19 protein-coding genes and 1 pseudogene are annotated in these 20,590 nt (G+C 56.4%); 6 read left to right on the forward strand and 14 right to left on the reverse strand.

Features of this window, described 5'->3' with window-relative positions; all coding sequences use genetic code 11:
* Positions 1-64: 64 nt before the first annotated feature.
* Positions 65-637 (reverse strand): peptidylprolyl isomerase A, encoded by a 573-nt coding sequence (ppiA, locus tag O1721_RS01825; protein ID WP_000920483.1) that lies wholly within the window; start codon positions 635-637, stop codon positions 65-67.
* 278 nt (positions 638-915) lie between these two features.
* On the opposite strand from ppiA, the gene tsgA reads away from it, so the two are divergent.
* From tsgA to O1721_RS01850, 5 genes and pseudogenes are all read left to right on the forward strand, one after another.
* Positions 916-2,100, forward strand: coding sequence for an MFS transporter TsgA (gene tsgA, locus O1721_RS01830; protein WP_015571426.1), 1,185 nt, complete (start codon positions 916-918; stop codon positions 2,098-2,100).
* A gap of 259 nt (positions 2,101-2,359) precedes the next feature.
* Positions 2,360-4,902: pseudogene (gene nirB, locus O1721_RS01835) on the forward strand (nitrite reductase large subunit NirB).
* Positions 4,899-5,225 carry a nitrite reductase small subunit NirD gene (gene nirD, locus O1721_RS01840; RefSeq protein WP_015571429.1) on the forward strand — a complete coding sequence of 109 codons (327 nt, stop codon included), beginning with the start codon at positions 4,899-4,901 and terminating at the stop codon, positions 5,223-5,225. Before nirB ends, nirD begins: the two are co-directional and overlap by 4 nt.
* A 134-nt stretch (positions 5,226-5,359) precedes the next feature.
* A complete protein-coding gene (gene cysG, locus O1721_RS01845) occupies positions 5,360-6,733 on the forward strand; it encodes a siroheme synthase CysG (protein ID WP_017384159.1) in 1,374 nt (457 codons plus the stop codon).
* A 142-nt stretch (positions 6,734-6,875) separates the two neighbouring features.
* Positions 6,876-7,046, forward strand: a complete 171-nt coding sequence (locus tag O1721_RS01850; protein ID WP_008503029.1) for a YhfL family protein — start codon at positions 6,876-6,878, stop codon at positions 7,044-7,046.
* 137 nt (positions 7,047-7,183) lie between these two features.
* Here the strand turns inward: O1721_RS01850 and trpS are convergent, their stop codons facing one another.
* The 12 genes from trpS to O1721_RS01910 form a co-directional block, all read right to left on the reverse strand.
* The gene (gene trpS / locus O1721_RS01855) at positions 7,184-8,188 is read right to left on the reverse strand and encodes a tryptophan--tRNA ligase (protein ID WP_032649712.1); all 1,005 of its coding nucleotides are present in this window, start codon (positions 8,186-8,188) and stop codon (positions 7,184-7,186) included.
* Positions 8,181-8,942 carry a phosphoglycolate phosphatase gene (gene gph / locus O1721_RS01860; RefSeq protein ID WP_023323824.1) on the reverse strand — a complete coding sequence of 254 codons (762 nt, stop codon included), beginning with the start codon at positions 8,940-8,942 and terminating at the stop codon, positions 8,181-8,183. The genes trpS and gph overlap by 8 nt, the downstream gene beginning before the upstream one ends.
* Positions 8,935-9,612 (reverse strand): ribulose-phosphate 3-epimerase, encoded by a 678-nt coding sequence (gene rpe, locus O1721_RS01865; protein WP_003861634.1) that lies wholly within the window; start codon positions 9,610-9,612, stop codon positions 8,935-8,937. Before rpe ends, gph begins: the two co-directional genes overlap by 8 nt.
* Before the next feature lie 39 nt (positions 9,613-9,651).
* Positions 9,652-10,464, reverse strand: coding sequence for an adenine-specific DNA-methyltransferase (gene dam / locus O1721_RS01870; RefSeq protein WP_003861633.1), 813 nt, complete (start codon positions 10,462-10,464; stop codon positions 9,652-9,654).
* 67 nt (positions 10,465-10,531) lie between these two features.
* The gene (gene damX, locus O1721_RS01875) at positions 10,532-11,836 is read right to left on the reverse strand and encodes a cell division protein DamX (RefSeq protein ID WP_032649714.1); all 1,305 of its coding nucleotides are present in this window, start codon (positions 11,834-11,836) and stop codon (positions 10,532-10,534) included.
* A 92-nt stretch (positions 11,837-11,928) separates the two neighbouring features.
* Positions 11,929-13,017, reverse strand: a complete 1,089-nt coding sequence (gene aroB / locus O1721_RS01880; protein ID WP_032649716.1) for a 3-dehydroquinate synthase — start codon at positions 13,015-13,017, stop codon at positions 11,929-11,931.
* A 57-nt stretch (positions 13,018-13,074) separates the two neighbouring features.
* Positions 13,075-13,596 carry a shikimate kinase AroK gene (gene aroK / locus O1721_RS01885; RefSeq protein WP_003861630.1) on the reverse strand — a complete coding sequence of 174 codons (522 nt, stop codon included), beginning with the start codon at positions 13,594-13,596 and terminating at the stop codon, positions 13,075-13,077.
* 286 nt (positions 13,597-13,882) lie between these two features.
* Entirely contained in the window at positions 13,883-15,121 is a 1,239-nt protein-coding gene (hofQ, locus tag O1721_RS01890; protein WP_032649718.1) for a DNA uptake porin HofQ, read from the reverse strand.
* Entirely contained in the window at positions 15,033-15,437 is a 405-nt protein-coding gene (locus tag O1721_RS01895; RefSeq protein ID WP_032649719.1) for a HofP DNA utilization family protein, read from the reverse strand. The genes hofQ and O1721_RS01895 overlap by 89 nt, the downstream gene beginning before the upstream one ends.
* Entirely contained in the window at positions 15,427-15,819 is a 393-nt protein-coding gene (locus O1721_RS01900; protein WP_223862175.1) for a HofO family protein, read from the reverse strand. The genes O1721_RS01895 and O1721_RS01900 overlap by 11 nt, the downstream gene beginning before the upstream one ends.
* Positions 15,820-15,882: 63 nt before the next feature.
* Entirely contained in the window at positions 15,883-16,374 is a 492-nt protein-coding gene (locus O1721_RS01905; protein ID WP_032649723.1) for a PilN domain-containing protein, read from the reverse strand.
* Complete coding sequence (locus O1721_RS01910) at positions 16,374-17,147, reverse strand: type IV pilus biogenesis protein PilM (RefSeq protein WP_032649724.1); 774 nt, start codon at positions 17,145-17,147, stop codon at positions 16,374-16,376. Before O1721_RS01910 ends, O1721_RS01905 begins: the two co-directional genes overlap by 1 nt.
* A 120-nt stretch (positions 17,148-17,267) precedes the next feature.
* Here O1721_RS01910 and mrcA point away from each other — a divergent pair, with 120 nt between their 5' ends.
* Positions 17,268-19,820, forward strand: coding sequence for a peptidoglycan glycosyltransferase/peptidoglycan DD-transpeptidase MrcA (gene mrcA, locus O1721_RS01915; protein ID WP_017693864.1), 2,553 nt, complete (start codon positions 17,268-17,270; stop codon positions 19,818-19,820).
* A gap of 94 nt (positions 19,821-19,914) precedes the next feature.
* Here the strand turns inward: mrcA and nudE are convergent, their stop codons facing one another.
* A complete protein-coding gene (gene nudE, locus O1721_RS01920; protein ID WP_003861622.1) occupies positions 19,915-20,475 on the reverse strand; it encodes an ADP compounds hydrolase NudE in 561 nt (186 codons plus the stop codon).
* Between the last annotated feature and the right edge of the window lie 115 nt (positions 20,476-20,590).

Here is a 20,590-nt window from a genome sequence, read left to right on the forward strand (position 1 = left end):
CAAAACGCGCTTTCGCAGGGAGGGTGGAAAGACACGGGCAAGATGTGCCCGTGTGGGGGAACGATTATGGCAGCACTTTCGCGGAGAGAATGACGACTGGCTTAGACGGCACATTCTGGTATGGACCGACATCGTGAGTCTGAACCTGAGAGATCTTATCCGCAACGTCCATGCCTTTCACCACTTTGCCAAACACCGCGTAGCCAAAGTCGCGCTGACCGTGGTCCAGGAAGGCGTTATCAGCCACGTTGAGGAAGAACTGGCTGGTGGCGCTGTCTTTGTCCGCCGTACGCGCCATGGAGATGGTGCCGCGCTTGTTCAGCAGGCCGTTGTCTGCTTCATTTTTGATGGGCGGGTTGGGCTGTTTCTGCTGCATCTGCTCGTTAAAACCGCCACCCTGAATCATAAAGCCCGGGATCACGCGGTGGAACGTGGTGTTGTTATAAAAACCACTGTTCACGTAGTCGAGGAAGTTTTTCACCGAAACAGGGGCTTTCTGGCTATCCAGCTCCAGCTCAATATTCCCCGCAGAGGTAGTCAGCAGGACGTGGGGGTCTCCTTTGGCTGCCAGCGCAGCAGGGGAAACGGCAGAAAGAGCAAACACAGCTGCGACAGCCGCCAGTGTTGATTTGAGCATGAGAATTCCTTAACAAAGCGCAGTATAAAAAGCGAATGGCTTGATTCTAAAGAGCAGTATGAACCCAGACCAGTCTTTTACCTAATTTTACCAAATTGAAACAATTATTACCGCGCAAACGATTGTTCACCCCGCAACGTAATGTGATCTGCATCACGTTAAAAACTGCAATTGTGCTCAAAATTTTCTGAAAAGATTTAATTAGATCACTTTCGCGACTAAAATCTGCCCGCTCAAACGCAGTCATTGCGTTTTTCTTTACTTTTAACAGGCCAGACATGACTAACAGCAATCGCATCAAGCTCACATGGATCAGCTTCTTCTCTTACGCCCTGACCGGCGCGTTGGTGATCGTCACCGGGATGGTGATGGGAAATATCGCAGACTACTTCCAGCTGCCCGTTTCCAGCATGAGTAATACCTTCACCTTCCTGAACGCGGGGATCCTGATCTCTATTTTCCTTAATGCCTGGCTGATGGAAATCGTGCCGCTGAAAACGCAGCTGCGTTTCGGCTTCGTGCTGATGGTTGCCGCCGTGGCGGGCCTGATGCTGAGCCACAGCATCGCCCTCTTCTCTGCCGCCATGTTCGTGCTGGGTCTGGTGAGCGGGATCACCATGTCGATCGGTACATTCCTGATTACGCATATGTATGAAGGCCGCCAGCGCGGCGCGCGTCTGCTGTTCACCGACTCCTTCTTCAGCATGGCCGGGATGATTTTCCCGATGGTCGCCGCGTATCTTCTGGCGCGCAGCATTGAGTGGTACTGGGTGTACGCCTGCATTGGTCTGGTTTATGTCGCGATCTTTGTTCTCACCTTCGGCTGCGAGTTCCCGGTGCTGGGCAAAAAAGCGCAGACTACGTCCGAGCCGGTTGCGAAAGAAAAATGGGGTATCGGCGTACTGTTCCTCTCCATCGCCGCGCTGTGTTACATCCTCGGTCAGCTGGGCTTTATCTCCTGGGTTCCTGAATACGCGAAAGGTCTGGGCATGAGCCTGAACGATGCGGGTAAACTGGTGAGCGATTTCTGGATGTCTTACATGTTCGGCATGTGGGCGTTTAGCTTTATCCTGCGCTTCTTCGACCTGCAACGGATCCTGACCGTTCTGGCGGGTCTGGCAACCGTGCTGATGTATCTGTTCATCAACGGTTCCCCGGAGCATATGCCGTGGTTCATCCTGACCCTGGGCTTCTTCTCCAGTGCGATTTACACCTCGATCATCACCCTTGGTTCTCTTCAGACCAAAGTGGCCTCACCGAAGCTGGTGAACTTCGTGCTGACCTGCGGCACCATCGGCACCATGCTGACCTTCGTGGTCACGGGCCCGATTGTTGCGCACAGCGGCCCGCTGGCGGCGCTGCATACCGCTAACGGTCTGTACGCCGTGGTGTTCATCATGTGCTTCGTGCTGGGCTTTGTGACCCGTCACCGTCAACACAACCCGGCAACAGCTACCCACTAATCGCCGTAACCCCTTTGCGTACTGCAAAGGGGTTTTCCCTGCTCACCCGCCCTGCCCGCCGATGGGTAAAAACCCCCACTACATTTGTGCAAAAAACGAGCAAGCACAAAAATCAAACAATATCCGTCACTTATAAAAATCCTGACAAATCATAGATATACCCACTAAGGGGTAGGTGAAGGCGTATTTGATTTGCATCAATAAGTGCCCCTGCTGAATCGTTAAGGTAGGCAGTAATAGAAAAGAAATCGAGGCAAAAATGAGCAAAGTCAGACTCGCTATCATCGGTAACGGCATGGTCGGCCACCGCTTTATTGAGGATCTTCTCGATAAAGCCGATGCTGAGCAGTTCGATATTACCGTGTTCTGTGAAGAACCCCGCAAGGCGTACGACCGTGTGCACTTGTCTTCCTACTTCTCTCACCATACCGCCGAAGAGCTCTCTCTGGTGCGTGAAGGGTTCTACGAGAAGCATGGCGTAAAAGTGCTGGTGGGCGAACGCGCTATCACCATCAACCGTCAGGAGAAAGTGATCCACTCCAGCGCCGGACGTACGGTTTTTTACGATAAGCTGATCATGGCGACGGGCTCGTATCCGTGGATCCCGCCTATTAAAGGGTCGGAAACCCAGGATTGCTTCGTTTACCGTACCATTGAAGACCTCAACGCCATTGAATCCTGCGCACGTCGAAGCAAACGCGGCGCGGTTGTCGGCGGTGGTCTGCTGGGTCTGGAAGCGGCAGGCGCACTGAAAAACCTCGGCGTTGAAACCCACGTCATCGAATTTGCCCCGATGCTGATGGCGGAACAGCTGGACCATATGGGTGGCGACCAGCTACGCCGTAAAATCGAAAGCATGGGCGTGAAGGTTCACACCAGCAAGAACACCAAAGAGATCGTGCAGGAAGGCACCGAAGCGCGTAAAACCATGCGCTTTGCCGACGGCAGCGAGCTGGAAGTGGATTTCATCGTCTTCTCCACCGGTATTCGCCCGCGCGACAAGCTGGCCACCCAGTGCGGTCTGGCCGTTGCGCAGCGCGGCGGGATCATGATCAACGATACCTGCCAGACCTCCGATCCGGATATCTACGCCATCGGCGAATGCGCCAGCTGGAATAACCGCGTATACGGTCTGGTTGCACCAGGGTACAAAATGGCGCAGGTCGCCGTTGACCATATCCTCGGCAACGAAAACGCCTTCACCGGCGCAGACATGAGCGCCAAGCTGAAACTGCTGGGCGTGGACGTGGGCGGTATTGGCGATGCGCATGGCCGCACCCCGAACTCCCGCAGCTATGTTTATCTGGACGAAAGCAAAGAGGTCTACAAACGCCTCATCGTCAGCCAGGACAACAAAACCCTGCTCGGGGCGGTGCTGGTGGGCGATACCAGCGACTTCGGTAACCTGCTCCAGCTGGTGCTGAACGCCATTGAGCTGCCGGAAAACCCAGATGCGCTGATCCTCCCGGCACACGCCTCCAGCGGTAAGCCGTCCATCGGCGTGGATAAACTGCCGGACAGCGCGCAAATCTGTTCCTGCTTCGACGTCACCAAAGGCATGCTGATCTCCGCCATCAACAAAGGCTGCCACACCGTTGCGGCGCTGAAAGCGGAAACCAAAGCCGGTACTGGCTGCGGCGGATGTATTCCTCTGGTCACTCAGGTGCTGAACGCCGAGCTGGCAAAACAGGGCATTGAAGTGAACAACAACCTGTGCGAGCACTTCGCTTACTCTCGCCAGGAGCTGTATCACCTGATCCGCGTGGAAGGCATTAAGTCCTTCGACGAACTGCTGGAGAAACACGGCCAGGGCTATGGCTGTGAAGTATGTAAGCCAACCGTCGGTTCCCTGCTGGCGTCCTGCTGGAACGAATATGTGCTCAAACCAGAACACACTCCGCTTCAGGACACCAACGATAACTTCCTGGCGAATATTCAGAAAGACGGGACTTACTCGGTGATCCGCGTTCTGCCGGAGGGGAAATCACCCCGGAAGGGCTGGTCGCCGTGGGTCGTATCGCCCGTGAGTTTAACCTGTACACCAAAATCACCGGCTCCCAGCGTATCGGCCTGTTCGGTGCGCAGAAAGATGATCTGCCGGAAATCTGGCGTCAGCTGATTGAAGCGGGCTTTGAAACCGGTCACGCGTACGCCAAGGCGCTGCGCATGGCGAAAACCTGCGTGGGCAGCACCTGGTGCCGCTACGGCGTGGGCGACAGCGTGGGCTTCGGCGTAGAGCTGGAAAACCGCTACAAAGGCATCCGTACGCCGCACAAAATGAAGTTCGGCGTCTCAGGGTGTACCCGTGAATGTGCGGAAGCACAGGGGAAAGACGTGGGTATCATTGCCACGGAGAAAGGCTGGAACCTGTACGTGTGCGGTAACGGCGGGATGAAACCTCGCCACGCGGATCTGCTGGCCGCCGATCTCGATCGCGATACGCTGATCAAATACCTCGACCGCTTCATGATGTTCTACATTCGTACCGCCGATAAGCTGACCCGTACCGCGTCCTGGCTCGATAACCTGGAAGGCGGTATCGACTACCTGAAGTCGGTCATCATTGATGACAAGCTGGGTCTGAACGAACAGCTGGAATCCGAGATGGCTCGCCTGCGCGAGGCGGTGATCTGCGAGTGGACCGAAACCGTCAACACCCCGGCGGCGCAGACGCGCTTCAAACACTTTATCAACAGCACCCAGCGCGACCCGAACGTGCAGGTGGTGCCGGAGCGCGAACAGCATCGTCCAGCGACCCCGTATGAACGTATTCCGGTGATGCTGGTGGAGGAAAACGCATGAGCCAGTGGGTAAACATCTGCAATATTAACGACATTCTGCCAGCAACCGGCGTCTGTGCCCTGCTGGGCAACGAGCAGGTGGCGATTTTCCGCCCTCGCCACGATGAACAGGTCTATGCCATCAGCAATATCGACCCGTTCTTCGAGGCCAGCGTGCTCTCCCGCGGTCTGATTGCGGAGCACCAGGGCGAGCTGTGGGTTGCCAGCCCGCTGAAAAAGCAGCGCTTCCGCTTAACCGACGGACTCTGCATGGAAGATGAAAGCTTCTCGGTCAAACACTACGACGTCCGCGTGAAGGACGGCGAGGTGCAGCTGAAAGCGTAACCTCTCGCCTTTTCAATAGGAAAGGCTTATGACCCCTTATGGGTAACGGCAGGAAAAACCGTATGTTCTGTACGATTCCTGCTGTTATCCTGACGTCAATTCTTCCCCCGCCATGAATGCTGTGAGGTAACGTCGTGGATCACCTGCCGATTTTTTGTCAATTACGCAACCGCGACTGCCTGCTCGTGGGCGGCGGCGATGTGGCTGAACGCAAGGCACGCCTGCTGTTAGAGGCGGGCGCCCGGCTGACCGTCAACGCCCTCACCTTTGCCCCACAGTTTGACGTCTGGGCGCAGGAAGGGATGCTCACCCAAGTGCAGGGCGAATTTGATGAATCCCTGCTGGATACCTGCTGGCTGACCATCGCCGCAACGGATAACGATGATGTTAACCAGCGCGTCAGCGACGCCTGCGAAGCGCGCCGCATCTTCTGTAACGTGGTGGATGCGCCGAAAGAGGCGAGCTTTATCATGCCGTCGATTATTGACCGTTCACCGCTGATGATTGCGGTGTCGTCCGGCGGGCGCTCGCCCGTTCTTGCCCGTCTGCTGCGGGAAAAACTGGAAGCCGTGCTGCCGCAGCATCTTGGTCAGATTGCCCAATACGCCGGAGAGCTGCGCTCCCGCGTGAAGCAAACCTTCGCAACCGTGGGCGAACGCCGTCGCTTCTGGGAGAAGTTCTTTGTCAACGACAGGCTGGCGCAGTCCCTTGCCAATCAGGACACCAAAGCCGTTGAAGAGACGACCGAACAGCTCCTGAGCGAGCCGCTGGACCATCGCGGTGAAGTGGTGCTGGTGGGCGCAGGTCCCGGCGATGCGGGCCTGCTGACGCTGAAGGGTCTCCAGCAGATCCAGCAGGCGGACATCGTGGTGTATGACCGTCTGGTCTCTGATGACATCATGAATCTGGTGCGCCGCGATGCTGACCGCGTGTTCGTCGGCAAACGGGCAGGTTATCACTGCGTGCCGCAGGAGGAGATCAATCAGACCCTGCTGCGGGAAGCGCAAAAAGGTAAGCGCGTGGTGCGCCTGAAGGGTGGCGATCCGTTTATCTTTGGTCGTGGCGGCGAAGAGCTGGAAACCCTGTGCAACGCGGGTATTCCGTTCTCCGTGGTGCCGGGCATTACGGCGGCGTCCGGCTGTTCTGCCTATTCCGGCATTCCGTTAACCCATCGCGACTATGCCCAGAGCGTGCGCCTGGTGACGGGCCACCTGAAAACCGGCAGCGAACTGGACTGGCATAATCTGGCCGCTGAAAAGCAGACGCTGGTGTTCTATATGGGGCTAAATCAGGCAGCCACGATCCAGGCGAAACTGCTGGAGCACGGCATGGAAGCAGATATGCCGGTCGCACTGGTGGAAAACGGCACCGCCATTACGCAGCGCGTGGTCGATGGCGTGCTGACGCAGTTGGGCGAGCTGGCGCAGCAGGTTGAAAGCCCGGCGCTGATCGTGGTGGGTCGCGTGGTAGCCCTGCGCGAAAAACTGAACTGGTTCTCCAGCCACTAACGCATAATCTCTCCCGGGAGTAGTCTTTAAGCGGACTACTCCCTTCTTACCTCAGTCGATAACATACCGCCCGCATAATGGAACTTTTCCATTTATTCCCTCGTGTTACATCCAATTTTCGATTTATTGACAAGGAATGCGTATGTTCAAACTGGCAAAAGCTGCCGTTCTGGTCGGCCTGTTATCAACTCTGACGGCCTGCACCGGTCACGTTCAAAATACTAAAAATAATTGCAGCTACGATTACCTGCTTCACCCGGCGATCTCCATTTCGAAGATCATCGGCGGTTGCGGCCCGGCGGCACAGCAGTAAGCGTTTTTCAGGCGTAAAAAAACCGGGGATGTCCCGGTTTTTTTGTTTCGTCAGTTTTGTCGGGTGGCGGCTCCGCCTTACCCGACCTGCACGGTCCCGTAGGCCGGGTAAGCGTAAGCGCCACCCGGCAAAGCGGCTTAAGGTTTCGCCACAAACCCAATCGCGTCGTACACCGCTTTCAGGGTTTCGGAGGCGCGCGCGCTGGCTTTTTCCGCGCCCTCTTCCATCACTTTTTGCAGGAAAGCTTCGTCGTTACGGTAACGGTGATAGCGCTCCTGCAAGTCGGTCAGCATGCCGGAAACGGCGTCTGCCACTTCGCCTTTCAGGTGGCCGTACATCTTGCCTTCAAAGTGTTTTTCCAGCTCAGGGATGCTCTGTCCGGTCACACCGGAGAGAATGTCCAGCAGGTTAGATACGCCCGCTTTGTTCTGCACGTCGTAGCGCACCACTGGCGGCTCGTCGGAGTCGGTCACCGCACGCTTGAGCTTTTTCACCACTGATTTCGGATCTTCCAGCAGGCCGATAACGTTGTTGCGGTTATCGTCAGACTTGGACATCTTTTTGGTCGGCTCCAGCAGCGACATCACGCGCGCACCGGATTTCGGAATAAACGGCTCAGGCACTTTGAACACGTCACCGTAAAGCGCATTGAAGCGCTGGGCAATATCGCGGCTCAGCTCCAGGTGCTGCTTCTGGTCTTCACCCACCGGCACCTGGTTGGTCTGGTACAGCAGAATGTCGGCCGCCATCAGCACCGGATAGTCAAACAGACCGGCGTTGATGTTTTCAGAGTAGCGGGCAGACTTATCCTTGAACTGGGTCATGCGGCTCAGCTCGCCGAAATAGGTGTAGCAGTTCAGCGCCCAGCCCAGCTGCGCGTGCTCTGGCACGTGAGACTGAACGAAAATGGTGCTCTTCTCTGGATCGATACCGCACGCCAGGTACAGCGCCAGCGTATCAAGTGTTGCTTTGCGCAGCTTCTCGGGATCCTGACGCGCGGTGATAGCATGCAAATCCACGATGCAGTAAATGCAGTGGTAGTCATCCTGCATGCTCACCCACTGACGTAACGCACCCATGTAGTTACCAATGGTCAGTTCACCTGAAGGCTGTGCGCCACTAAAAACGATGGGCTTAGTCATTATTCAATTCCTGATGTTCACTGTGCGAGAGCCCGAGTGCGGGCAACAAATCTTTGAAGTGGTCGAACACAACGTCCGGCTCACTCAGCGTAATGGCTTCACCGTAGTTGTAGCCGTAGGTCAACCCAACCGACGGGCAACCTGCCGCTCTGGCAGCCAGAATATCATTGCGGGAATCCCCGACAAAGAGCAGCTCCGCAGGCGCTAAGGATAATTTTCCTGCCACCAGCAATAGCGGTTCCGGATGCGGCTTTTTATTCTGCACGTCATCGCCGCCCACAATTACGGAGAAGTATTTCGCGATATCCAGCGCTTCCAGCAGAGGCGCAACGAACGGTGTCGGCTTGTTAGTCACCAGTCCCAGCGGGATGCCTTTGGCATGTAGCGCGCTCAGCGTTTCAGCGACATCCGGGAACAGGAAGCTGCCCTCTTCGACGGTCTCTTCGTAGAAACGGTCGAACAGTTTGCGCAGAATACGCTGCTGCTCATCCTGGGGAATATCCGCGTGGTCAACACTCGGTTTACCTTGCGCGGAACGCTGAGAGGCACGCTCCTGACGAGCCCAGGTCAGCGCGCGCTCCATCAGCACGTCTGCACCGTTACCAATCCACGTCACCACGCGCTCTTCGCCTGCAACGGGCAGTTCAAGGGCATACAGCGCCTGATCGACGGCGCTGGTTAATCCTGGCGCGCTGTCGACCAGCGTGCCGTCGAGGTCAAATGCTACACCCCGAATAGCCTGCAATTTATCCATGACTTACCTTCGCCAGTTCACGGCGCATTTCATCAATGACTTTTTTGTAATCCGGTTGATCGAAGATGGCGGAGCCTGCGACGAACATATCCGCTCCTGCCGCCGCAATCTCACCGATGTTATTGACCTTCACGCCGCCGTCCACTTCCAGACGAATATCATAGCCAGACTCATCAATACGGCGGCGCACTTCACGCAGTTTGTCGAGGGTCTGAGGGATAAATGACTGACCACCAAAGCCCGGGTTGACGGACATCAGCAGGATCACGTCCAGCTTGTCCATCACGTAGTCGAGATAGCTCAGCGGGGTCGCCGGGTTAAAGACCAGTCCCGCCTTACAGCCGTTCTCTTTGATCAGCTGTAGCGTGCGGTCAACATGTTCGGAGGCTTCCGGGTGGAAAGTGATGATGCTGGCACCCGCCGCGGCGAAATCAGGCACGATGCGGTCAACCGGTTTCACCATCAGATGCACGTCAATGGGCGCGGTGATCCCGTAGTTACGCAGTGCTTTAAGCACCATCGGACCGATGGTCAGGTTGGGAACGTAGTGGTTATCCATAACGTCGAAATGGACGACATCCGCGCCAGCCGCGAGAGCTTTGGCAGTGTCTTCACCCAGGCGGGCAAAATCGGCCGACAGAATTGAGGGGGCAATCAAAAACTGTTTCATCCGCATCTCCTTGAAATGTGTTTACCGGCGGGCAAAGGCTCAGGGTCGATAAAGCGCCAGAAGTTCGTCCACCTTTTTACGTGTGCCGCCGTTGCTGCTAATGCTACGCCGCACCTTGACCTGAAAATGCTTCGCGGCTTTGTACCATTCGCGCGTATCAGGGGTATCGTGATTCGAAATTAACACCGGAATTCTTTTGCTGACCAGCTTTTCCGCCATCTCCGCCAGACGCGCCTGCTCGGCAGGGCTGAAGCTGTTGGTGTGATAAGCGGTAAAATTCGCCGTCGCAGAGAGCGGGGCGTAAGGCGGGTCGCAGTAGACGACCGAGTTTACGCCAGCCAGCTCCATGCACTCCTCATAGGAGAGACAGTAGAACTCGGCATTCTGCGCTTTTTCAGCAAAGTGGTACAACTCATCCTGCGGGAAGTAAGGGCGCTTGTAGCGACCAAACGGCACGTTAAATTCACCGCGCAGATTATACCGGCACAGGCCGTTGTAGCCATGGCGATTGAGATAAAGAAACAACAGCGCGCGACGGAACGGATCCTGGCTTTGATTAAACTCAGCGCGGAACTGATAGTAGACGTCCGGGTTGTTGTTCTCTGGAGTAAACAGCTTCCGCGCCTCTTCCACATACTCATCGGTACGCAGTTTGACGATGTTATAGAGGCTGATAAGGTCGCTGTTGATATCCGCCAGGATATAACGAGAAAAATCGGTATTCAGGAACACCGATCCAGCACCCACGAAGGGCTCGATAAGACACTCGCCTTTCGGCAGGTGCTTTTTAATATCGTCGAGCAGGGGGTATTTCCCCCCTGCCCATTTCAGAAAAGCGCGATTTTTTTTCATGCTGACTAACTGATTACACCTTCTCCGGCTGTGGAGAAAGCTCCGACAGCATCCTGCGCTTTAAACATTACTTCAGATCGGCCTGCACCTGATGAATCGGCTTCGCCCACGGGTTTTTCGCCTGCACGTCGGCTGGCAGCGTGGAAACGGCACGTTTTGCTTCATCTTTGGAAGCATAAATACCACTCACCAGCACATACCACGGTTGACCGTTACGGGTCGTCTGATAAACCACGTAGTTTTTCAGATTCGATTTCTTCGCCCAGGCGTTGAGGTTGTCATAGTTAGACGAACTGCTCAGCTGAAGGGTGTAATTGCTGGAAGAGGCCGACTGCAAAGAACCCACGTTGCCCGTCGTTTTACCTGATGCAGCGCCTGTTTTGGCTGCGGGAGCCGCAGGGGTTGTTGCAGCAGGCGTTGTTGCCGCAGGCGCGGCTGTGGTCGCCGTTGCTTTCGGTGCAGTGGTTGCCGCAGGCGTTGGCGCTTTAACCGGCTGGCTCACCGCAGGTTTTGTCTGCGCTGGCGCTTTCGTTTCTGGCGCTTTTGCCACGGTTTGCGGTTTCGTCTCACGCTTCGGCTCAATCACAGCCTGCTTACGCTCCTGGCGTGGCGCAGTCTGCGTCTGGCGCGGTTTGGTTTCCGTTGTCGCCGTTTGCTGCTGGGCATTGCTGCCATGAACTGGCGCAACGGTGGCTGGTTCAGTTGGCAGCGTGGAGTTCACCACGGCAGTGTTAACCTGCTCCTGATTCTGCGGCTGCATCAGCGCATTGTTCAGATCGCCCTGAACTTCAACACGCTGCTGACCTTCAGGCGTCGCAGGCGCCTGGCCCTGAGTCGGGGTCGCAGAGACAGGCGGCAGAGAGATATCCTGGCCAGCGCTGGTGTTACCTGCGGTCTGCTCTGCGGAAGTGGTGCCCGGCGCAGGCTGAGCGCCATTCGCCTGGTTGCTCGCATCGTTACCAGACAGGTCAATGCTCTTCTCGGCAGACGCCGTCTGCTCGGTAGAATTGGTAGAAGGTGCTTTTAGCGCGGACCCAATGCCGACAATCAGCAAGACCAGCACCAGAACGCCAAGGCCCATCATGATGTACTGACGGGAGGCCGGTTTTGCCGCTACCGCTTTTTTACGTTTGCGCGGACGACGTTCAACAGGCTGTTCATCCATTAACTCTTCTTCGGATTCATACTCCTCGTCTTCTCGCTCATTTCGCGCGTTACGGCTACGCGAAGGGCGACGATCGTCTGCATCCAGTTCGACATCGTCAAAATTGATCTGCGGCTCGTTATCACGTTCTGAAGATTGACGAGAACGACCAGTACGACGATCGCTGGGATCGGGTTTCAGCTCGTCTTCTGGTTTGAATTCATCCATTTAACACCCCACTCAAAGGCTTCTGCCAACGACTCTGCATTTACCTGAAGCTAAAACGACCACCTGTTACAGCGGTCTGACCTTTCTAGTTGTTACGCCTGCTGACAATCAGCAATAGCGCCAAGTACGACTTCGTGCGGCACTCCGCCGCGCACTTCACTTTTCCCTATTGCAAGCGGGAGTACCAGACGCATCTCACCTGCCAATACTTTTTTATCGCGCATCATGTGGGGAAGGTACGCCTGCGCAGACATTTCCTGCGGACCACTCACCGGCAAGCCAGCACGTTTAAGCAACGCGATGATACGTGCTGTCTCTTCCGGCCTGAACTGCCCCAGACGTTCAGAGGCTCGCGCCGCCATAACCATTCCGGCAGCGACAGCTTCACCGTGAAGCCAGTTACCGTAGCCCATTTCGGCTTCGATCGCATGACCAAACGTATGCCCCAGATTCAGTAAAGCACGTAAGCCGGTTTCACGCTCATCTGCGGCAACGACTTCTGCTTTCAGCTCACAACAACGGCGAATACAGTAGGCCATTGCCTGCCCGTCAAGGCGCAGCAGCGCATCCATATTCTCTTCCAGCCAGGTGAAGAATTCCCCGTCAAGAATAATGCCGTATTTGATCACTTCTGCAAGGCCGGACGCCAGTTCGCGCGCTGGCAAGGTTTTCAGACAGTCGAGATCCACTACCACCGAGGCAGGCTGGTAGAACGCGCCAATCATGTTTTTGCCGAGCGGATGGTTAACCGCCGTTTTACCGCCCACAGAAGAATCGACCTGTGAGAGCAACGTGGTTGGAATTTGAATAAAGCGCACGCCGCGCTGATAGCTGGCGGCTGCAAAACCGGTCAGATCGCCCACAACGCCGCCGCCCAGGGCAAGCAGTGTTGTATCACGACCATGCGGTTTTTGCAGAAGTGCGGTAAAGACGGTATCCAGTACCGTCAGGCTTTTGTACTGCTCGCCATCGGGCAGAATCACACTGTCGACCTTCACGCCCGCCTGCTCAAGCAGGAGACGTACACGGTCGAGATAAAGCGGAGCCAGCGTCTCGTTGGTGACCAGCATCGCCTGATCACCCGCTTTCAGTGGTAAGAAGGAAGCTGGGTCGTTAAACAAACCAGCCGCGATGGTGATAGGGTAACTACGTTCCCCGAGAGTAACTGTAATCCTCTCCATGACGCGACATCCACCTTAAATGCTTTTACCCGCAGGCGAGTGTATATAAAGCCAGAATCAGTTGCTTTCCAGCATATGAATAATCTGGTTTGCAACCACTTTAGCGCTTTGATCGTCAGTACGAATGGTCACATCAGCAATCTCTTCGTACAGAGGATTGCGTTCATCGGCCAAAGCTTCCAGAACTTCACGTGGCGGTGTTTCAACCTGCAACAACGGGCGCTTTTTATCACGCTGCGTGCGTGCCAGCTGTTTTTCGATGGTCGTCTCAAGATAGACCACTACGCCACGGGCGGAGAGACGGTTGCGGGTTTCGCGAGATTTTACAGAGCCGCCGCCAGTTGCCAGCACAATGCCCTGTTTTTCCGTGAGTTCGTTGATCACTTTTTCTTCTCGGTCACGGAAACCTTCTTCGCCTTCTACGTCGAAGACCCAGCCCACATCCGCTCCGGTTCGTTTCTCAATCTCTTGATCAGAATCGTAAAATTCCATATTGAGTTGTTGAGCTAACTGACGCCCAATAGTGCTTTTGCCGGCACCCATAGGCCCAACCAGAAAGATATTGCGTTTCTCTGCCATTTTTTCGGTACTACTAAGACTATTCGTTAATGGTAATCCCCGCTGCGCAGACACCCGGCGTAGCAGGACATGAACTGAAACCTCATTTGCAATAGAGCGAGAGTCAGACGAAAAATTATCTCAATACTCCGGCTTGTTTGGCAACTGATTAAATCACCGTTCCCGGCGCATAAGGAAATAAGACGTAAGTCCAACTCAAATCGGTACTCCTTGTATGCTAATTCATGCCCCACGTCAAACATCTGCAACAAACTGAATGCAAAATCATTGCGGGGATCGTTACCCATTACTGAATACTGACCAGACGTGGCGTGATAAACACCACTAACTCGCGCCGTTCATTATCTTTTCCGTCATGGCGGAACAGCTGACCCAGCCACGGAATGTTGCCCAGCACGGGCACGCTGTCGCGTCCGGTTTTATTCTTTTGCGAAAAGATCCCGCCCAGCGCGAGCGTTTCCCCACTTTTTACCTCAACCTGCGTTTCGATCTCCTGCTTATCGATCGCCAGCGTTTCGCCGTCTGCCTGTTGCAGCACCTGGCCGGGCATATTTTCACTGATATGCAGTTTCAGGCGCACGCGACCACCCGGCAGGACCACCGGCGTGACCTCCATGCCTAATACCGCTTCTTTAAATTCAACGGATATCGCCCCGCTTTCGCCGCTGGAAACCTGATACGGGATTTCGCTGCCCTGCTTGATGCTGGCCGGCTGCATGTGCGACGCCAGCAGCCGCGGGCTGGCGATGATATCCACCTGCTGCTTTTGCTCAAGCGCCGACAACTCAAGATCCAGCATCCTGCCGTTGATGCGCCCGATGTTAAACCCTGCGTGGGTGGTTGCACTGGCCACCGACAGGTCCGCCCCCAGCGTCGTGACCTGACCCACCTTACCGGCCTCCGTTGCGTCAGCGAGGTTCCATTTCACCCCCAGTTCACGCAGGCTTTTTTCACTGATGGTCACAATCTGCGCCGCCAGTTCCACCTGCTCGACGGGCAGATCCATCTGCACAGCCCAGCGCTGGAGCATATCCACCACCGTCTGGTTATCCCTGACCAGGAAACGGTTGGTGCGCTTGTCGACGGAGAGACTGCCTTTCGGGCTTAAGAGCTTTTCTGCCGCTTTTTGCAATTCGGCTGCATCCGCATAAGCAAACGGAATGCTGTGAGAGTGCAGCGGGGCGTCAAGCAGACGCTGGGCCCGCTCCTGCTCTTTACGCGTCTGTTGCTCCCGTTGCCAGGCCGCCGTATGCACATAAAAAATGCCGCCCTCTTCCCGCAATACCAGCCCGGCGCTGTTCACTACCGTCTGAAGCGCCTGCCTCCAGGGCACCCGCGTTAAATTCAGCGAAAGCGAACCGCTGACATCCGGCGACACCACCAGATTGCGATCCTCCTGCGCCACCAGCGCCTGTAATATCTGCACCACCGGGACATCATCCACCAGCAGGGTGACCGGTTTTGGCGTCGCGGCCCACAGGGGCTGGCTGAGTGCCGCCAGTAACAGCCCTATCCTTATCTTCACTTTTTTTCGTTCCTTCTCGTTGCCATGTCCATCGCTTCGGCTCGCACATGTCGCCGACATCAACGGTCAGTTGTTGTTTATCTATCGCGCTCACCCGCCAGCCTGTCGGTAACCGCACCTGCGTTTTTACCCGGTGCCAGTGTTTCTGCCCGTCCTGCATAAGGCCGATATCCCTGCTGCCGCTGACTACCCCCTGATACCGCCACTGGCTGAGCTGCCCGGCTGCGCAACGCTCTTCCGGTACAGAGAAGGGATCCCGCATCCCGGTCAGGAAAAGTGGAGAAAGCAGGATCAGCAAACGGGCTTTACTGCGCATGACCGATCTCCAGTTGCAGGCTGAGGCGTAACTGTTTGCCCTGTGGGGTGATGGAAAACGCCCTCACCCGCGCGTTCTCAAGCGCCAGCCGGGAAAAGAGCGCCGGGACCGCGCCCCAGGAGGCATCCAGCGCCAGCTCTCCCCCACGCTGCTGCGGCTTCCAGTACACCAGCCTTGCGCCCTCACGCTGAAAAGCCAGGGGAGAAAAGGGCTGCGAGGGCGTCACTTGCCTAACCACTACTCGCCGTCCGGCCTCTGGCCACAGCGAGGCGTTGATTCGCTTCGCACTGATGGCCTGCGCCTGAATATCGGTGTAGCGCAGAGCTGCGGGCCTGAGCAGCAGTCCCCAAATTGCCCACGCAACAAGCCCCGACGCGATCAACCAGCAAAGGACGCGCCGGGAAGGACGTGCATCAGTCCAGCGTTGATACCAGATACCCACCTGCTACCTCCGGCTATGCAGTTGAAAAGAGAACATCCATCGCCCCTGGCTATCCTGTTGCATTTCGCCTGCCGGTCCGGGGTTAAATCCCGTCACCCTTTTCAGGGCATCGGTCATGGCGGTGAGCGCTGGCAGTGAGGTGGTATAGCCGGTCAGGGTCAGCGAGGGTGGCTGATAACGCAGCGCCGTCAGCCACGCCTGCCGGGGCATTGCGCTGGCAAGGGACTCCAGCGCCGGTTGCCAGGCCGGATCGGACGGCGGCGAAGGGGTTTTCTGCCCCGCTGACTGCGGCTGACGGGCTTTCAATACCTTCTGCACTGCACGCGTCCCCGCCAGTTCGCTCTGCAACGCCTGTAACGCGAGAGACTGCGTCGCCCGCAGGCTGATACCTCCCGCCAGCATCACCAGCAGTGAGCCAGCAAACAGCAGCCCCCAGAAACGCAGGCGCTGATTACGTTGCTGCCGACGCCAGGGTAAAAGATTGGGTATGCTCATTACGGCGCCTCGCTCATGGCCAGCGCCAGGGCGACGGTGTAATCAGCACCGCATTCCGGCAGCGGCGGCTGGCACAGCGTCACCGCTTCCCAGGGTTCGCGGCCAGCATCAAACACGGCGATATCAGAAGGAGAAAGCGCAAGCAGCGCCGCCAGTTCATTCACCGTCGCCGCTTCTGTGGTATAGCGCCGCCCCCACTGGTGACGCATCGCCCATAGCCACTGGTGTTGATCTCTCCAGGCGACGCACCGGGCGGGGGCAACAGCAGAGAGAAGATTAGCCAGCGCGCCGGCATCCGGGGCGATTGCTGCCAGACGCAAACGCAGCGCGTTCGCCAGCGTCAACAGGGTATCGACCTCTCTGTTTTGCGCTGCGGTAACCTGAAAAGTGTTGCTGAACGTATCCTGCGCGTAGTCAAAGCAGAGCGTATCGGCGGGCATCTCCAGCTCACGTGCTAATGCGGCGCCTACCCAGGTGAGCTGTTCGCTGTCACGCAAGGTAACGGATGGACGGGGCAACGCGCGTTGCAGAACGCGCGTCGCCGGAAATGAGAGAAATACCCGATGCGAGTGCGGCAATGTTTTCCGCCAGCCACGTAATGCGTTAACCAGCTGTTCTGGCTTAAGTATTTTGCCTTCCCCGATAACGCCGTCCGACAGCGGTACCGCCCACCAGCGCCGTAAACGCCAGCCGGCCCGCTCTCTGGTCAGCGCTACCGCAACCACCTTATCCTGTTGAATATGAACGCCTGTTTGCCACGTTTTAAAAGCCATGCTTCACGATCTCCTTATCGCCCGTCGGAGTGACGGCTATATCAATGAATCAGGCTTGCCTTTATACTACCGCGCGATTGTTTAGAAACTGCCCAGGCTAAACCAAATGGGAAATCTCCGGTGAAGTTCGTAAAGTATTTATTGATCCTTGCAGTCTGTTGCATTCTGCTGGGAGCAGGCTCGATTATTGGTTTGTACAAATATGTCGAGCCGCAACTCCCTGATGTCGCCACGCTTCGTGATGTGCGGCTTCAGATCCCTATGCAGGTCTATAGCGCCGATGGTGAACTGATGGCGCAATACGGCGAGAAACGTCGTATCCCTCTGACCTTAAATCAAATTCCACCCGTGATGGTGAAGGCTTTTATCGCCACCGAGGACAGCCGTTTTTACGAGCACCACGGTGTCGATCCGGTCGGTATTTTCCGTGCGGCAAGCGTGGCGCTGTTCTCCGGTCATGCCTCTCAGGGGGCAAGTACCATTACCCAGCAGCTGGCGCGTAACTTCTTCCTCAGCCCGGAAAAGACGCTGATGCGTAAGATCAAAGAGGTGTTCCTCGCGATCCGCATTGAGCAACTGCTGAGCAAAGACGAGATCCTTGAGCTTTACCTCAACAAGATCTATCTGGGCTACCGCGCCTATGGCGTAGGGGCTGCGGCTCAGGTCTATTTTGGTAAGCCGATCGATCAGCTCACGCTGAGCGAAATGGCGACTATTGCCGGCCTGCCAAAAGCGCCATCCACGTTTAACCCGCTCTACTCGCTGGACCGCGCCACCGCGCGCCGTAACGTGGTGCTGTCGCGTATGTTGAGCGAAGGCTATATCAGCCAGTCTGAGTACGATAAGGCGCGCAGCGACGTTATTGACGCCAATTACCATGCGCCGGAAATTGCTTTCTCTGCACCGTATCTCACTGAAATGGTTCGCCAGGAGATGGTGAGTCGCTACGGTGATAAAGCGTATGAAGATGGTTATCGCGTCTATACCACCGTGACCCGCAAGGTGCAGCAGGCTGCCCAGCAGGCGGTGCGTAATAACGTGATGGATTACGATATGCGTCACGGCTATCGCGGCCCGTCCAACGTGCTGTGGAAAGTGGGTGAAGGCGCATGGGACAGTAAAAAAATCACGGATTCCCTGAAAGCGCTGCCGACCTATGGCCCGCTGCGTCCGGCGGTCGTCACCCAGGCCGATCCACAGGAAGCAGTGGCGATGATGGCCGATGGCACATCCGTTTCGCTGCGCATGGAGGGTGTCCGCTGGGCGCGTCCATACCGTTCTGACACCCTTCAGGGGCCAACGCCACGTAAAGTGACCGATGTCGTACAAACCGGACAACAAATCTGGGTGCGTCAGGTCGGTGATGCCTGGTGGCTGGCGCAGGTGCCGGACGTAAACTCTGCGCTGGTCTCCATCAATCCGCAGAACGGCGCCGTGATGGCGCTGGTTGGCGGGTTCGATTTCAACCAGAGCAAATTTAACCGCGCGACCCAGGCGCTGCGTCAGGTTGGTTCGAACATCAAACCATTCCTGTATACCGCGGCGATGGATAAGGGGCTGACTCTCGCCAGCATTCTCAACGACGTGCCAATTTCCCGCTGGGATGCCGGTGCGGGCTCTGACTGGCAGCCGAAGAACTCTCCGGCGCAATACGCTGGCCCTATCCGTCTGCGCCAGGGCCTTGGCCAGTCGAAGAACGTGGTCATGGTTCGCGCGATGCGTGCGATGGGCGTGGATTATGCGGCAGAGTATCTGCAACGCTTTGGCTTCCCGGCGCAAAACATCGTTCATACTGAATCTCTGGCGCTCGGCTCCGCGTCCTTTACGCCGCTCCAGGTTGCGCGTGGCTATTCGGTGATGGCGAACGGCGGCTTCCTGGTCGATCCGTATTTCATCAGCAAAATCGAGAACGATCAGGGCGGCGTACTGTTTGAAGCGAAACCGAAAATTGCCTGCCCTGAATGCGATATTCCGGTGATTTACGGCGACACGCCAAAATCCAATGTCCTGGAAAACAAGGATATGGAAGATGTGGCGATCTCTCAGGAACGTCAGAATCTGGCGGTGCCGCAGCCCCAGCTGGAACAGGCCAATCAGGCGCTGGTCGCCCAGAGTGGCGCGCAGGAGTATGCCCCGCACGTGATCAGCACGCCGCTGTCGTTCCTGATTAAGAGCGCACTGAACACCAACATCTTTGGTGAACCGGGCTGGCAAGGCACCGGCTGGCGAGCGGGCCGCGATTTGCAGCGCCACGACATCGGCGGCAAAACCGGGACAACCAACAGTTCAAAAGATGCCTGGTTCTCAGGTTATGGCCCGGGGGTTGTCACCTCCGTCTGGATTGGTTTTGACGATCACCGCCGCGATCTGGGGCGCACGACCGCCTCTGGCGCGATTAAAGATCAGATTTCCGGTTACGAAGGCGGCGCGAAGAGTGCGCAACCTGCCTGGGATGCATACATGAAGGCCGTTCTCGAGGGCGTACCAGAGCAGCCGCTAACGCCTCCACCGGGCGTGGTGACGGTGAATATCGACCGCAGTACCGGACAGCTCGCGAATGGCGGTAACAGCCGTGCCGAGTATTTCATCGAGGGCACTCAGCCAACCACGCAGGCAGTGCATGAGGTGGGTACGGAATTGATTGATAACGGCGAAACGCACGAGCTGTTCTGACGCCAACAAAAAAGCCGGGTGGCGACTACGCCTGACCCGGCCTACAACGTCAATGCAAAACGGCAACCTTCGGTTGCCGTTTTTAATGGTGGCGCTACAAACGTCCCTGTCCCTTCAGCCACTCCCGCACCAGGAACAGTGCGCTCACGTTGCGCGCCTCGTTAAAGTCAGGATCTTCCAGCAAATCCATCAGATGAGCCAGCGGCCAGCGAACCTGCGGTAGCGGTTCCGGCTCGTCTCCTTCCAGCGATTCAGGATAGAGATCTTCCGCGACAACGATGTTCATTTTGCTGGAGAAATAGGACGGCGCCATGCTCAGCTTTTTCAGGAACGTCAGCTCTTTCGCGCCAAAACCGACCTCTTCTTTCAGTTCCCGGTTTGCCGCTTCAAACACCGTTTCGCCCGGGTCGATCAGTCCTTTGGAGAAGCCCAGTTCGTAGGATTCTGTGCCCACGGCGTATTCACGAATGAGGATCAGGTGCTCGTCGACGATGGGCACAATCATCACCGCTTCACGCGAGGAGGGGCGCATACGCTCATAAACACGACGCACACCGTTGCTGAACTCCAGATCCACGCTTTCGACATTAAACAGACGCGATTTCGCGACGGTTTCAACATTCAGAATGGTGGGCTTTTGTAAGGGTTTGGTCATCTTGACGGGTCTTTGCTGGGTGAACTGGCTTTATTGTGCGATACGCCGCACGGTTTCGGCAATGTCAATTGCTCTTTATTTACATTTATGCAACGTAACTGTAGGCGATTCTCAT

The organism is Enterobacter cloacae complex sp. HYC033_NIDB (assembly GCF_056673335.1).

Coding starts and splice junctions, on each gene's coding strand:
- trpS (WP_032649712.1), bottom strand. CDS start 8,188: ATGACTAAGCCCATCGTTTTTAGTGGCGCACAGCCTTCAGGTGAACTG.
- damX (WP_032649714.1), bottom strand. CDS start 11,836: ATGGATGAATTCAAACCAGAAGACGAGCTGAAACCCGATCCCAGCGAT.
- O1721_RS01895 (WP_032649719.1), bottom strand. CDS start 15,437: ATGCGCAGTAAAGCCCGTTTGCTGATCCTGCTTTCTCCACTTTTCCTG.
- O1721_RS01850 (WP_008503029.1), top strand. CDS start 6,876: ATGTTCAAACTGGCAAAAGCTGCCGTTCTGGTCGGCCTGTTATCAACT.
- aroB (WP_032649716.1), bottom strand. CDS start 13,017: ATGGAGAGGATTACAGTTACTCTCGGGGAACGTAGTTACCCTATCACC.
- O1721_RS01905 (WP_032649723.1), bottom strand. CDS start 16,374: ATGAGCATACCCAATCTTTTACCCTGGCGTCGGCAGCAACGTAATCAG.
- ppiA (WP_000920483.1), bottom strand. CDS start 637: ATGCTCAAATCAACACTGGCGGCTGTCGCAGCTGTGTTTGCTCTTTCT.
- rpe (WP_003861634.1), bottom strand. CDS start 9,612: ATGAAACAGTTTTTGATTGCCCCCTCAATTCTGTCGGCCGATTTTGCC.
- aroK (WP_003861630.1), bottom strand. CDS start 13,596: ATGGCAGAGAAACGCAATATCTTTCTGGTTGGGCCTATGGGTGCCGGC.
- dam (WP_003861633.1), bottom strand. CDS start 10,464: ATGAAAAAAAATCGCGCTTTTCTGAAATGGGCAGGGGGGAAATACCCC.
- gph (WP_023323824.1), bottom strand. CDS start 8,942: ATGGATAAATTGCAGGCTATTCGGGGTGTAGCATTTGACCTCGACGGC.
- nirD (WP_015571429.1), top strand. CDS start 4,899: ATGAGCCAGTGGGTAAACATCTGCAATATTAACGACATTCTGCCAGCA.
- nudE (WP_003861622.1), bottom strand. CDS start 20,475: ATGACCAAACCCTTACAAAAGCCCACCATTCTGAATGTTGAAACCGTC.
- O1721_RS01910 (WP_032649724.1), bottom strand. CDS start 17,147: ATGGCTTTTAAAACGTGGCAAACAGGCGTTCATATTCAACAGGATAAG.
- tsgA (WP_015571426.1), top strand. CDS start 916: ATGACTAACAGCAATCGCATCAAGCTCACATGGATCAGCTTCTTCTCT.